Annotated in this window: 8 protein-coding genes; all 8 read left to right on the plus strand. The window is 33.1% G+C overall.

Annotation, left to right across the window (positions count from 1 at the left end):
- Window positions 1-14 precede the first annotated feature (14 nt).
- The 8 genes from ACFS3A_RS00155 (at window position 15) to ACFS3A_RS00190 (ending at window position 14266) form a co-directional block, all read left to right on the plus strand.
- Window positions 15-1805: a DUF885 family protein gene (locus ACFS3A_RS00155; protein ID WP_379823116.1), complete on the plus strand. Its 1791-nt coding sequence runs from the start codon at window positions 15-17 to the stop codon at window positions 1803-1805.
- Window positions 1806-1824: 19 nt separating this feature from the next.
- Window positions 1825-3075 (plus strand): NAD(P)/FAD-dependent oxidoreductase, encoded by a 1251-nt coding sequence (locus ACFS3A_RS00160; RefSeq protein ID WP_379823118.1) that lies wholly within the window; start codon window positions 1825-1827, stop codon window positions 3073-3075.
- 62 nt (window positions 3076-3137) lie between these two features.
- Window positions 3138-4550 carry an APC family permease gene (locus tag ACFS3A_RS00165; protein ID WP_379823120.1) on the plus strand — a complete coding sequence of 471 codons (1413 nt, stop codon included), beginning with the start codon at window positions 3138-3140 and terminating at the stop codon, window positions 4548-4550.
- Between the two features lie 178 nt (window positions 4551-4728).
- Window positions 4729-6309: a M61 family metallopeptidase gene (locus tag ACFS3A_RS00170; RefSeq protein ID WP_379823121.1), complete on the plus strand. Its 1581-nt coding sequence runs from the start codon at window positions 4729-4731 to the stop codon at window positions 6307-6309.
- Window positions 6310-6701: 392 nt separating this feature from the next.
- Window positions 6702-9689 (plus strand): SusC/RagA family TonB-linked outer membrane protein, encoded by a 2988-nt coding sequence (locus ACFS3A_RS00175; RefSeq protein ID WP_379823123.1) that lies wholly within the window; start codon window positions 6702-6704, stop codon window positions 9687-9689.
- An 11-nt stretch (window positions 9690-9700) separates the two neighbouring features.
- Window positions 9701-11299, plus strand: a complete 1599-nt coding sequence (locus tag ACFS3A_RS00180) for a RagB/SusD family nutrient uptake outer membrane protein (RefSeq protein WP_379823124.1) — start codon at window positions 9701-9703, stop codon at window positions 11297-11299.
- Window positions 11300-11476: 177 nt separating this feature from the next.
- Entirely contained in the window at window positions 11477-12112 is a 636-nt protein-coding gene (locus ACFS3A_RS00185) for a hypothetical protein (RefSeq protein WP_379823126.1), read from the plus strand.
- 693 nt (window positions 12113-12805) lie between these two features.
- The gene (locus tag ACFS3A_RS00190; protein ID WP_379823127.1) at window positions 12806-14266 is read left to right on the plus strand and encodes a helix-turn-helix domain-containing protein; all 1461 of its coding nucleotides are present in this window, start codon (window positions 12806-12808) and stop codon (window positions 14264-14266) included.
- Window positions 14267-14722: the final 456 nt, after the last annotated feature.

The following is a 14722-nucleotide window of genomic DNA, read 5'->3' on the forward strand; positions in this document are numbered from 1 at the left end:
ACCAAAATACCACCATGATTAAAACCAAAAAAAATAGAACCAGTTATTTCCTCTTATTAATCTTTTTAATTGTTTTAAGACCAGCATCTTCTTTTGCACAGAATTTCAGTTCAGATTTGTATCTGCAAACGAGTGAAGTCAACAATACCATGGTGCATTATGAAGCCGATAAAGGAAGTATCATGCGGTTTTATGCCACCAATAGCAATGCAGATACTTTTGGTGTTCAATACAATGAAAATAACTACAATACTCCCGAACGAAGAAACCGTCGTTTACAATTAATTTCTGATTATAAAAAAACACTTGAAGGATTAAATTTCGATGCCATGAACATAAATGGCAAAGTGGATTATATTTTATTTAATAGAAATTTAAACAGTGAAGAATACGAACTACTACAGCAACAAAAAGTATACGATAAGATAAAAGCCTATTTCCCTTTTGATGAAAAAATTTATGCTCTGGAAAAACCACGTAGAAGAGGAATCAAAGTAAATGGAGAACTAGTTGCAAAAGAACTGGAAGATTTACGCAAAACTATCATTGAACAAATCAAAAAAGTAGAAAAAATTGAAGGTTTAGATAAAGCCTCTTCAGAATTTGCTGTTTTGCATGCAAAAGGATTACAGGAAATTTTGAAGAATTATTTTGATTTTTATAATGGTTATGATCCCTTATTTTCCTGGTGGGTTCCCAAAACTTACAGCGAAGTTGATGTTGCTTTAGGAGAATATGCTTTGCTTTTAAAGTCAAAAAGAAAAGATGCCAGTACTCAAAAAGAAGATGGAAGCGGTATCGTTGGAAATCCAATAGGGCGAGAAGAATTAATTCGTCAGTTGCAAACAGAGTTTATACCTTATTCACCGGAAGAATTGGTAGCAATTGCTAATAAAGAATTTGCATGGTGTGATGCTGAATTATTAAAAGCCTCTCGTGAAATGGGCTTTGGAGACAATTGGAAAGCCACTCAGGAAAAAGTCAAAAATTCTTTTGTTGCTCCTGGAGATCAACCGCAGGCAATGCTGGATTTATACAATCAGTCGGTAGATTTTTTAAAACAAAATAATCTTTTGACCATACCGCCAATTGCAGAAGAAAGCTGGCGTATGTACATGATGTCGCCCGAAGCACAAAAAATAAACCCGTTTTTTCTGGGCGGAGAATCTCTTATTATTTCTTATCCAACAAGCACAATGTCTTATAGTGAAAAGATGATGAGCATGCGTGGCAATAATCCTCATTTTTCCAGAGCGACTATTCATCATGAGTTAATTGCAGGACATCATTTACAGCAATTTATGAAAGATAGGTATAAAGCGTATCGTCATTTTGATACTCCGTTTTGGGTTGAAGGAAATTCATTGTATTGGGAAATGCTGTTATGGGATTTAAAATTTCCTCAGACACCAGAAGACAAAATTGGTATGCTGTTTTGGAGAATGCATAGATGTGCACGAATTATTTTTTCGCTAAACTATCATTTAGGAAAATGGAGTCCGCAACAGTGCATTGATTTTTTAGTTGATCGGGTAGGACATGAACGTGCCAATGCTGAAGGCGAAGTGCGAAGATCATTTGTAGGCGGTTACAGTCCGTTATACCAAATTGCTTATATGCTGGGCGGATTGCAGTTTACTGCCTTAAAAGAAGAATTAGTCACAAGCGGGAAAATGACATATCAGCAATATCATGATGCTATTTTGAGAGAAAATGCGATGCCAATCGAATTGTTGAGAGTATTATTGACTAATCAATCCTTGCAGAGAGATTTTAAAACCAACTGGAAATTTTACAAATTTTAATTAAGATACAAGCACATTTATGAAACAGGTAGTAGTAATAGGCGGAGGAATTATAGGATTAAGTTCGGCATTTTATTTACAACAAAGTGGTTGTAAAGTTACCGTAATAGACAAAGATAATTTTGAAAACAATTGCTCTTATGGCAATTTAGGATATGTTTGTCCGAGCCACTTTATACCATTAGCAGCTCCTGGCATTGTTTGGCAAGGATTCAAATGGATGTTTAATTCTAAAAGTCCGTTTTATGTCAAGCCTTCTTTTAATAAAGCATTATTGGATTGGGGATTAAATTTTGTAAAAAGCGCTACAGAAACAAATGTTGCCAAATCGGCTATTCCACTTCGAGATATATCCTTATTGAGTCAGAATGAGTTTTTAGAATGGAAAAAAATCCCAGGCTTTGAATTTGCTTACGAACACAAAGGAATGCTGGAAGTTTTTCAAACCGATGCCGTTGCTAAACACGCAGAACATACTGTTTCTAAAGGAAGAGAATTAGGTTTAGATGTAAACTTACTGGATTATGAAGCGCTGCAGGCATTAGAACCTCAAACCAAAATTAATGCAATAGGAGCTGTGCAGTTCAATTGTGATGCACATGTTTATCCAAATAAATTGATGAAAGTTTTAAAGGAGCATTTAGTAGCAAATGGTGTTCAGTTTCAATCGGGAGAAACTGTGGTTTCATTTGAAAAAGAGAATAATGCAGTTAAAAAAGTAATTACCGATAAAGAATCTTATGAAGCAGATGATGTTGTGATTGCAACAGGAGCCTGGACGAGAGAAATCGCGGCCTTAGTAAATGCCAAAGTATCACTGATGCCGGGTAGAGGTTATTCTATAACTTTAGAAAATTCGAATTATAAAGTAAATCATCCCATTATTCTAGCAGAGGGGAGAGTAGCTATAGCGCCTATGGATGGCAACAAAATTAGATTTGGAGGTACAATGGAAGTAGTACCTACAACTGAAAAACCACAATACCATCGCATCAACGGAATATTAAATGCAGTTAAAGATTTCCTGCCGGAATTTGATATCCAAAAACCAGCAGAACAAGATATTTGGTACGGTTACCGACCATGTTCTGCGGATGGTCTCCCATATATTGGAAGAATAAAAAAATACAATAATGTGGTGGTTGCAACCGGACACTCTATGATGGGATTAAGTCTTGGGCCAGGCACAGGAAAATTGGTTTCGGAAATAGTGAATAGGGAAGCTACAAGTATCGATATTGATGCTTTTGAAGTAGAAAGGTTTGGATAAGTGCAGCTTCTAAAATAGATTTTCATTCAAAACAAAACAAAAAAACAAAACAACAAGGAAATATGGAATCAACAACAGAAAAAAATAATTTCAAAAGATCATTAGGATTATTAGATGCTACCATGATCGTTGCGGGTTCTATGATTGGATCAGGAATCTTCATTGTTAGTGCAGATATTGTTCGTAATGTAGGATCAGCAGGTGCTTTATTGCTGATTTGGTTATTTACGGGATTTCTAACCATTGCCGCAGCACTGAGTTATGGAGAATTGAGCAGTATGTTTCCAAAGGCTGGAGGACAATACGTTTATCTAAAAGAAGCGTTCAATTCACTTACCGGTTTTTTGTACGGCTGGAGTTTTTTTGCAGTGATACAAACGGGATCAATTGCGGCGGTTGGTGTTGCTTTCAGCAAATTTGCTGCTTATGTTTTTCCTTCCTTAAGCGAAAAAAATAATATCATAGACTTTAGTTTTTTACAAATATCGGCAGCACAATTGACTTCTATAATTTTAGTCGTTTTCCTTACTTATGTAAATACTAGAGGCGTAAAAGAAGGAAAAATGATCCAGACTATTTTTACGCTGGTAAAATTAATTGCACTGTTCGGACTTATCATTTTTGGTTTTACTCTTGCAGCAAAAGCTGATATTTGGAAAGCAAATTGGAACACAGGTTTTTCGATTAATAAATTAGAAGGAAATACGTTGGTTCCTTACTCAGGATTTGCGATTATGGGAGCTTTAGCAGCAAGTCTTGTCGGGAGTTTGTTCAGCAGTGATTCCTGGAATAATGTCACTTTTATTGCGGGCGAAATAAAAAATCCTTCTAAAAATATCGGAAGAAGTCTTTTCTTGGGAACTTTGATTGTAACCATCATTTATATTGCCACCAATATGATGTATTTATCGGTTCTTTCTATAAATGAAATTGCCTATGCCGAAAACGATCGTGTAGGGGTGGTAGCATCGCAGCATATTTTTGGAAATTCAGGAACTTATATCATTGCCATATTATTGATGATTTCGACTTTCGGATGTAATAACGGATTGATACTTTCCGGAGCTCGTGTGTATCATACAATGGCCAAAGACGGATTGTTTTTTAAACAATTAGGGCAATTAAATAAAAACGGAGTACCGGAAAAAGCATTATGGATTCAATGTATTTGGGCATCAGCACTTTGTTTAAGCGGCAAATACAATGAACTTTTAGAGTATGTAATATTCGTCGTTTTAATATTTTACATTTTAACCATTGCCGGAATTTTTAGACTTCGTAAAACGAAACCGGATTTAGAACGTCCGTACAAAGCAATTGGTTATCCGTTTCTGCCTTTTATTTATATCATTGCGGCTTTGACTATTTGTATTATGCTCTTGATTTACAAATACAATTCTTCGATACCGGGATTGGCAATTGTACTTTTAGGAATTCCGATTTATTACTATTTCGTGAGTAAAGACAAAGCGTAGAACTAGTAAAGTTATTTTTTGCCACAGATTTCACAGATTTAAAGAATTTTACCACTTTCGAGAACGAGTTAATTTTTTTCAAATTGTAAAGCATAAAAAAAATAATCCTGTTTAATCCTTTAATCTGTGGCAAAAAAAACATTTGTAAACCTGGATTATTAGAAATATAAGTAATCATATGAAATATTTATCAGCACAAAACAGAAAAGGAAACTCATTTGTAATTCTATTGTTGATTTTCTTTTTTTTAGGAATTGCTCAAAGTGCAGTTTCACAAACGAAATCTCCAGTTTTGCAATATGTAGTTTCGATGCCTAATCCTGAGAATCATTATTTTCATGTGGAATTATATTGCAGTGGCTGGCAGGAGGAAACAATTGATTTTAAAATGCCAAACTGGATGCCGGGTTATTATCAGTTAATGTATTACAGTAAAGCGGTAGAAAATTTCGCTGCAAAGTCTGATAATAAAAATATAGCGGTAAAAAAGGGGAACGAAAACAGCTGGCAGATTAAGACGCCAAAGAATAAGCCGTTTACTTTAAGTTATGATGTAAAAGCAGATAAACAGTTTGTAGCCAATAGTTATCTGGATGCCTCACATGCTTATATAATTCCGAATAGTTTATTTGTCTATATTAATGAACATCTTAATACGCCAGTTTCTGTAAAATTTGAGGGAATAAAAAAAGGCTTTAAAATAGCAACGGGTTTAGATCCGATTACAGGAAAAACGAATGAATTTACTGCTCCTGATTTTGATATTCTGTACGATTGTCCACTATTAATTGGAGATTTAGAAGAATTGCCCTCTTTTAAAGTCAACGGAATCGAACACCGTTTTATAGGTTATAAAATAGGCGATTTTGATAAAGTAAAATTTATGGACAATCTGAAAAAGGTTGTCGAATCGGCTGTAGCTATTATTGGAGATATTCCGTATAAACAATATACGTTTATTGGAATTGGCCCCGGGCAAGGAGGCATCGAACATCTTAACAATACAACAGTTAGTTTTGATGGTTCTGATTTGGATAAACCGGAGGCAATGAACAGAATGATGAGTTTTTTGGCTCATGAATATTTTCATCATTATAATGTAAAAAGAATCAGACCTTTTGAATTGGGACCATTTGATTATGATAAAGGAAGTAAAACAAATTTATTGTGGGTAAGCGAAGGTTTGTCGGTTTATTATGAATACCTAATTGTAAAGAGAGCTGGATTGATAAGTGAGCAGACTTTATTTCAGAATTTAGAAAGTGGCATTAATGCGTTTGAGAATTCTCAAGGAAGAGCATTCCAATCTTTGACCCAGGCAAGTTTTGAAACCTGGAGCGACGGACCTTTTGGGAAACAGGGAGAAAATGCAGCTAAATCTATTTCTTATTATGATAAAGGGCCAGCTGTTGGTCTTGTTCTGGATTTTGCTATTCGTAAAGCAACACAGAATCAAAAATCATTAGATGATGTCATGCGTCTTTTATATTGGCAGTATTATAAAAAATTGCAACGTGGTTTTACAGATGCTGAATTCCAGGAATCTTGTGAAAACATAGCAGGATGTTCATTAAATAGCATTTTTGAATATGTTTATACAACAAAAACAATCGATTATAATTCTTATTTACAATATGCAGGTTTACAGCTGAATGAAAAATTAGATACCGTTTCAAATAGTAGAAAATTTTCTTTTCAGATTTTAGAATCAGCTAATGATAACCAAAGGAAAATATTGCGCAGCTGGTTAGAACAGTAAAGCTACAATTAGAATACTTAAAAGCCCATCACAAATTAGTTTAATTAATTGTGATGGGCTTTTAGTTTTTGTCAATATCTCGATTTTTTGAATGAATCTTATTAAATGATTATTTTGAGTGTTTAATATTGATGTTTTTTTAATGTATTTTGAAATTACATGCTTTTTGTTGTGTGTAATTAACATATTTTTTTTGAATACCATTTTTTTTAATCAGTTTTTGCTTAAAAAACATAATAAGAGGATAATATAATACAGCTTTCGGATAAATTGTTGGCTTTCTTGGGATTGGTTATCATTTAACTTTACAAGTGTCTAAAACACACAATTGATATTTCGTGTATTAAACAAGTATTTTTTTAACCAAACAAAAACCAAAAAACCAAAAAGCTATGAATTTTACTAACCATTCAGTATTGCAGAATTTTGGAAATAAATTGTTCAAGAAAAAACTGGGATTTACCATTTTTTTTCTTTTGACATTTTTAACTTCCATTGCACAAACAAAGATTCAGGGTTCTATTAAAGATATTCAAGGAGTACCTATTTCCGGAGTATCAATTGTAGAAAAAAATACATCTAATAATGGTGTATTATCAGATTTTGATGGAAATTTCCAGATGACACTTCAAAAACCAAACTCTAAATTGGTTATTTCTTATGTCGGATTTGCATCTCAGGAAGTTACAGTTTCAGGTAATAAAGTAGATGTAGTACTAATCGAAAACACAGAACAATTAGCCGATGTTGTGGTAGTTGGGTACGGTACTCAAAAGAAATCAAGGGTTACAAGTGCTATTGCCAGTATAAAAGAAAAAGACTTTACAAGAGGAGCAATTAGAGATGCTTCGGATCTTATAAAAGGAAAAGTTGCAGGTTTAACGATTAGTAATGGCTCCGGAGACCCTTCTGCTGCACCCAATATTTCATTGCGTGGGGTATCTTCTTTAAAAGGCGGATCAGCTCCTTTGGTTTTAATCAATGGGGTACCTGGTGGAATTGATACTGTTTCTCCAAATGAAATTGCTTCTATCGAGGTATTAAAGGACGCATCTGCTGCAGCGATTTACGGAACAAGGGGAGCGAATGGGGTAATTTTAATTACAACAAAAACAGTTAACAAAGAGATACAGCCAACCATGACCTATTCTGCTTTTACAACGGTATCGAATTTTGCTAAAAAAGCAGATTTCTTAGATGCCGCAGGATTAAGAAGTTTACTGGCTCAAGGAACTAAAATGCCTTTTACAGATGAGGGTGCCACTACAAATTGGTTAGATGAAATTTCAAGAAGTAGTTTTGCTCAAAATCATAACTTAGACCTTAAAGGAGGAACAGCCAAAACAAACTATGTAGTAAATTTAAATTATGTAGATCAGACAGGAGTTTTTAATGGTACGTTTAATAAAGAGTATAGATTTTCATTTGATGTAAATCATACTATGTTCAATGACAAGTTAAAAATTAATTTGAACTTATTGAACGGAACACAAAAAATGGGAATTTCTCCGGGTACTGCAGGTTATGCTTACAGACAAGCGATGATTAGAAATCCTACCGCTCCAGTTTATAAGCCTGATGGAACTTACGCAGAAACCAATAGATTTCAATATTATAATCCGGTTGCAATCTTAAATGAGACAAAGCAGGACAGACAAAGTACCTGGCAGAGGTTTACAGCGAATATAACTTTGGACTTATTGCCTGGATGGGATGTAAGTGCTTTGCTTGCCAAGAATAAAAATACAGGTCTAGATGGTTATTCTGAAACCAAAAAACACTATTCGAACACAATAAACGGACGAAACGGAGTTGCTTCAAGAAGTACCGGACAGACAGATAGAGATTACGTTGAACTTACCTCTAAGTATAATAAAAAATTAGATAAACACGAATTTACGCTATTGGGAGGTTACAGTTATCAATATACAATGAATGAAGGTTTCTCAGCTTCTAATTTTGATTTTCCTACAGATGCTTTTTCATATAATAATTTAGGAGCAGGTAACGCATTGTCTGATGGAAAAGCATCTATGGGCAGTTACAAAAATGATGATAAATTGATTGGTTTCTTCGGAAGAGTGAATTACAATTTTAATAACAAATATGATCTTTTAGTTAGTATCAGAAGAGAAGGTTCTTCTAAGTTCGGAAAAAATCATAAATGGGGTAATTTTCCGGCAGCTTCAGCAGGATGGAGTATTAATAAAGAGTCTTTTCTTAGCAATGTTTCGGCTATTAACAACCTAAAATTAAGAGCTGGTTATGGTGTTACAGGAGTAATTCCCGGAGAATCTTATCTGTCTCAGACTTTGTATAATTATGATGGTTATTTCTTCAATGACGGTAAATGGGTAAAAGGATTAGTACCGGCAAGTAACCCTAATCCGGATTTACGCTGGGAGAAAACCGCTGAGGTGAATGTAGGGGTTGATTTTGGATTTTTTAATAACAGAATCAGCGGAAGCTTTGATGTTTACAGCAAAAAAACAAGCGATATGTTGTGGGATTATGCTGTTCCAACACCTCCATATTTATATTCCAGCATTACTGCAAATGTTGGAAAAATGGAAAACAAAGGTTTTGAGATTCTATTGAATACAATTCCGGTTAAGACTGAAAATTTTATGTGGAATTCTTCTATGACTTTCTCACACAATAAAAATAAGTTAACAAGCCTTTCAAATGATTTGTATAGTATTGATAGAAACTTTATTAATACTGGAGATACTGGAGATCCAATCTCTTTTACAACACATAGATTAGAAGTTGGTCAATCTATTGGGAATTATTGGGGATTAAAATCTGTAGACATTACGACTGACGGAAAATGGATTATTGAAACTGCTGATGGAACCAGAAAAACATTGACACCAGATTTGTACAATGATGCTAACAAACAGTATTTAGGTAACGGAATACCAAATTACGTTGCGGGCTGGACGAATACATTTACCTACAAAAAATTTGATTTAAGCATTGTAATGACTGGAGCTTTTGATTTTCAGATATTAAACTCTCAGCGTATGTTCTATGAAAATCCTACGATCAATTATAACATGTTGGCTTCAGCATTTGACAAGGTGTACGACAAAGCGGTTCTAAACTATAATCAAACCTATGTAAGTTATTATCTGGAGCAAGGAGACTATGCAAAACTTGATAATGTTACATTGACTTATAATTTTGATGTTAAGCCTTATAAATTTATCAGTGCAATGCGAGTTTATGCTTCAGCAAATAATTTGGCTGTCATTACAAAGTATAAAGGTCTGGATCCTGAGATTGCCAGGGATAATGTTTTGTCACAAGGATTGGACAATAGAGATAAATATCCAACGACAAGAGGGTTTACTTTAGGTTTAAATTTAACTTTTTAAAAAAATTAAAGATGAAAAATCAAAATATAGTATATAAAATCCTTATTTCCGGTTTGCTTTTTTTAGGAACTGGCTGTACAAATTTGGATGAGACAGTTTATGATAAAATAACTGCTGAAGGTACAGTATTGACTGAAGAAGATTTAACAAGTATTATTGCGCCTGCTTATACTTCATTTAGAGGAATTTTTTGGAACTGGGATGGCTTGCATGATTTGTACGAGGAATCATCTGATTGTTTGGTGACACCGCAACGAAACGGTATTGGTTGGGGAGATTATTATATCACGATGCATCAGCATACCTGGGGCTCTACTCTTCCTCATGCAGAAGGTAACTGGAGTTACATGTATACAGGTGTAAATAGTGTGAATAGAGCAATATATCAAATAGAACAAATTGAAGGTATCGCAAATAAAGATAAAGTAATTCAAGAGTTAAAAGCGTTAAGAGCAATTTATTACTATTTGTTGCTGGATAATTTTAGAAATGTTCCTATAGTAACTTCTTTTATAAATCCTCCTGGCTATCTGCCTGTTCAGAATACAGGTAAAGAAGTGTATGATTTTGTTGAAAGTGAATTGAAAACTGCCCTGCCATTTTTAAGTGATGAAAATAATACGGAAACTTATGGTAAAGTAACTAAATGGGCAGTTAAGATGACTTTGGCAAAATTGTATTTAAATGCACAAGTTTATATTGGTACTCCTAAATGGAATGAAGCTTTAGCTGAGGTCAATGAAATTATAGCCAGTGGAAAGTTTAGTTTGGCAAGTAATTACGCTGATAATTTTAAAATTAAAAATGAAGGTTCTCCGGAAGAGATATTATCTATTCCTTTTGATCAGGTTAAAACAGGAGGAAGTTACTGGCCTTTTAAATCTTTAGCGGCTCCTAGTCAGGCAACATTTGAAATGAGTGGTGGCCCATGGAATGGAACCGGAGCAATACCTCAATTTATTGATACTTACGATCCGGATGATCAAAGATTAAAAGATTGTTGGTTAGGAGGTAAGCAATATACAAGCAAAGGAGAGTCGATAATGGTAGACGGTAAACAGTTTGAATATATTAATTTCATGACTAGCGTAAATGGCTGTGAACCTAACGAAGGTTACAGATTAGTTAAATATGAAATAGGAACCGGAGATATAGGACAAACAAGTAATGATGTACCTTTCTACAGATATACCGATGCTTTGATGATTAAAGCAGAATGTCTCCTAAGAACCGGAGATGCTGAAGGAGCGGCAGCGATTGTTTCTCAAATCAGACAAAGAGATTTTAAAAACACAAATCCGGGTAAAGCTACGGTTTCAGGAACTAAGTTAACTGGGGGAAGTGTTTATAAATACGGAACTTATGCTTCTGGTGTCATTACCAAATTAGAAGGCGGTGCCGATATTCAGTATGGAGGTTTCTTAGATGAACTTGCCTGGGAATTTATTGGCGAAGCACATAGAAAACAAGACTTAATACGATTTGGAGTATTTACTAAAAAATCATGGTTCTCTCATACACCAAATGGTGATTTCAGAAGCATTTTGCCAATACCACAATCCGTAAGAGACACTAATAGTAATTTGAAACAAAATCCAGGTTACAATTAAGAGATTGTAGATAAATAATTTGAATTTTTTAGTTTCGATAGGGAGTAAATTAATTTTTGCTTCCTATCTTTTTAAGATTATTGAAAAAGGATTTTTTCTTTGAATTGTAATCATTGTAAGATCCGTTTTTTTATCTTTAGAATTAAATAATTATCCGGTAATAAATACAATTTGATTATGGAAATTAAAGTTCACAATTTGCAAAACGGACAGGTAAGAGTTGATAGATTTCTTCCTGCCAATGAAAATAATAACTTTCATACATTTTCCTATACCGGAATTACAAAACCGGTTAAATGTAAGATATGGCTTCCTGTTTCAAGTTATTTGATAGAACATCCAAAAGGGGTAGTTTTAATTGATCAAATGTGTCATGCAGAAATGCACCACATTAAACGTGATAAAAAAGAACTTAATTTTTTTCAAAATCTTATCAATAAACCATTTTGGGAGCTTGAGAGAATTATTACCGAAAAGCTTGAAAAAGCAGGATACAAATCGAATGATATAGACTATTTGATACCAAGTGATCTTCCATCAGCTTATTCTAGAGGGCTAAATTATTTAAAGAATGCAAAAAAGATCATGATAAGTGATCTACAATGGAATGCCGAATCGGCAGAAGAGCCGGTGAATTTGCTAACTGAAAAATGGAATAATTTAAATGTTCAAAAATATAGTTTTTCAAAAACCGGAATAGGTCCACAAGGTTTATCTTATGATTTGTTTGGAGATAAGACAGTTGTTCTGGTAAGTACACCGGAGTATAGCTCAGGAGCGGTAACGGTATTAGTTAAAAATAATAACTGCTAACCTAAAATTGCAGAAAAAACAAAAAGCCTTTAAACAGTAGCGTTTAAAGGCTTTTTAATTTTAATGTTTCTTTTAATACGATTTAAATCACTGCTTTAATACGTAATTATTGTTTCTGAAAAAGTTTTTTCTGCTAACGGTTAATAAAATTCATTTTTAGAATTACTTAAATCGGAAATTCGACAGATAATGTGCTTAAATTATGTTCTTTTTTTTACAAAAAAATATCCAAATTACTGAATAGTACTAATAAAACTAAAATATATTTTTTTGAAATTTTAAACTGGATTTATGTAGTATTTATATAGCTGATGTTTTAAATTTGCAAGATGCGAAGTGTTATTTCTACACTAAGTTGTTTTTATTAGAATATCGGTAAGGTTTATAACTTTTAGTTGTCATTCTAAGTTTAATTAAGGAACATTTTAAATTATTATAAGGATCCCCCAAATCTTTAAAACTACTATTAAAATGAAGATTAAGGAGCTAACCGCATTTAGTATTAGTTTTTTATCTAAAGGAATTTTTAAACTCATTAATTGATTTCACGAGTGAACAGCAATACGCTGTAATGCTTGATTTTGTTATACTTATATGCGCCTAAAACCTATTTTTTTTGCTTTTTTATTTTTCAGTTTCTTATGTTATTCTCAAAGTTCAAAATTCGATAAAGTTTTTGATCAAACCTCTAAGGTGCTTTTAAGTTCAGATCCGGAAAAGGCTTTACGAAATACTGTTTATCTCTACAAAATTTCAACAAATAACACTGAACGCATTAAAGCCTTGATGTTAAGAGCAACTCTTTTACGTCAACATGGTATAAGAAATGAAGCTGTAACAGCATTAAAGCGCGCTGATAGTTTAGCTGTAATAGATAAAAGTTTTACTCTCCAGGCAAGGGTAAATGGTTTTCTTTCGACAATTTACCGTGAATACGAAATTTACAGTCTTGGTAAAGTTCATTTAGAGAAAGCAATTGCAGTTAGTAAAAAAATTGAAGACAAAAACGAAATGTATAAATTTCAAGGAAACTTGTCTCAGGAAATAGCTTATTACGAAATGCATTCTTCTAATTATTCCAAAGCTATTGCAGATCTAAAAGCAGGAAAAAAATCATTTGCTTTAGCAGATTCCAGTATTGATAAAAATTTTCATATTGCTGTCAACGAAGAGCTTATTGCAAAAAATTTCCTTTTACTGCAAAAGGTCGATTCAGCTTTGATTTATTTCCAAAAGGGGGAGAAAGAACTTGCAGAATCCGAATCGAAAAACAGTCCATTGAAAGGTTTTATATTTAACGGTTTTGGAAATGTATATGCCAGTAAGGGCGATTTAAAAAAGGCACTCCTTAATTACCAGAAGGCAGAAGAAATTGCAATTGCCTCCAATTTCTTTATCTTAAAACAAGAAGTATATACTTCCTTAATGCAATTTTATAAAGAAACGGACAATAAAAAATACATTGAGTATAATGAACTGAATTTGAAGTTAAAAAAAGCAGAGGAAGACAGCCGTAAGATTAATACAGATGAGTTAATTCAAACACTCAGAGATGAACAAATAGATAGTCAGTCAAAGTTTCAAACGAGTAAAATTATTATTACGATTGGCTTCTGTGTTTTTATTGTTTTAATTACGTTGGTGATATCTGTATTGAAAAGAAAAAAAGGTAATAGTAAGTCTAAAACAATTAGCGAAAACGTTGAGGTACTAAATACTGAAGAAGAAATAAAGCCAAAACAGGAACCTTCTAAGGAATATATGTCTGAGACAACAGAAAAAGCTATTTTAGAGAAAATACATAAGCTTGAGGAATCTCATTTTTATCTCAATAAAGATATTTCATTAAATTATGTTGCTGTAAAACTCTCTATAAATCAGCGCTATATATCTTATGTTATAAACAAAAACAAATCAATTGATTTTGCCGGATATATCAATGAATTACGAATACATTATATTACAGATCGTCTGAAAAACGACAGTAACTTTTTAAAATATAAAATCAGTTTTCTGGCAGATCTCTGCGGTTTCTCTTCTCATAGCAGATTCACAACTACTTTTAAAAAGGTTACAGGAGTTTCTCCGTTAACTTTTATTACGGATCTTCAGGAGGAACTGGACAAAGAAAAAAAAGAGGGAATAGGGCAATAAGTTTAGAAATACAAAGTATAAAAAACATCAATTTGATTTTCATATTGGTGTTTTTTTGTTTTTAGATTGCCATAAAAAAAGAGTAAAATCTAATTGTAATTCTTCTCTTCTAAGACAATAATTTGTTCTTGAATAATCCTTTTTTATATCAAACTATTCCCCCTTTTTTTAAGGTTTGCTCGCTTTTTTGAAAAGGAATGATACTAATAATGAGCGAAAAATAGCATAATTTTTTATCAAAAAAGATTGCATTCTCAATTCTTAAAATTATCCCTGTAATCCTCTTCTTATTTTCTGGTAAAAAACGTTAAATCGGTTGTTTTTTGTAAAATATTACTGTTGAGTTAGTTACTGTTTTTTAAGTTGCTTAATACTTTTTATTTTACGTAATCTGGCAAGCCTTCTTTAAAATTTCCGCCCATTGATTAATTAATTTCGCCCGGAATTTGTGCGGGT

It is taken from the genome of Flavobacterium notoginsengisoli, from assembly GCF_042686225.1.
Classification (GTDB): Bacteria; Bacteroidota; Bacteroidia; order Flavobacteriales; family Flavobacteriaceae; genus Flavobacterium; species Flavobacterium notoginsengisoli.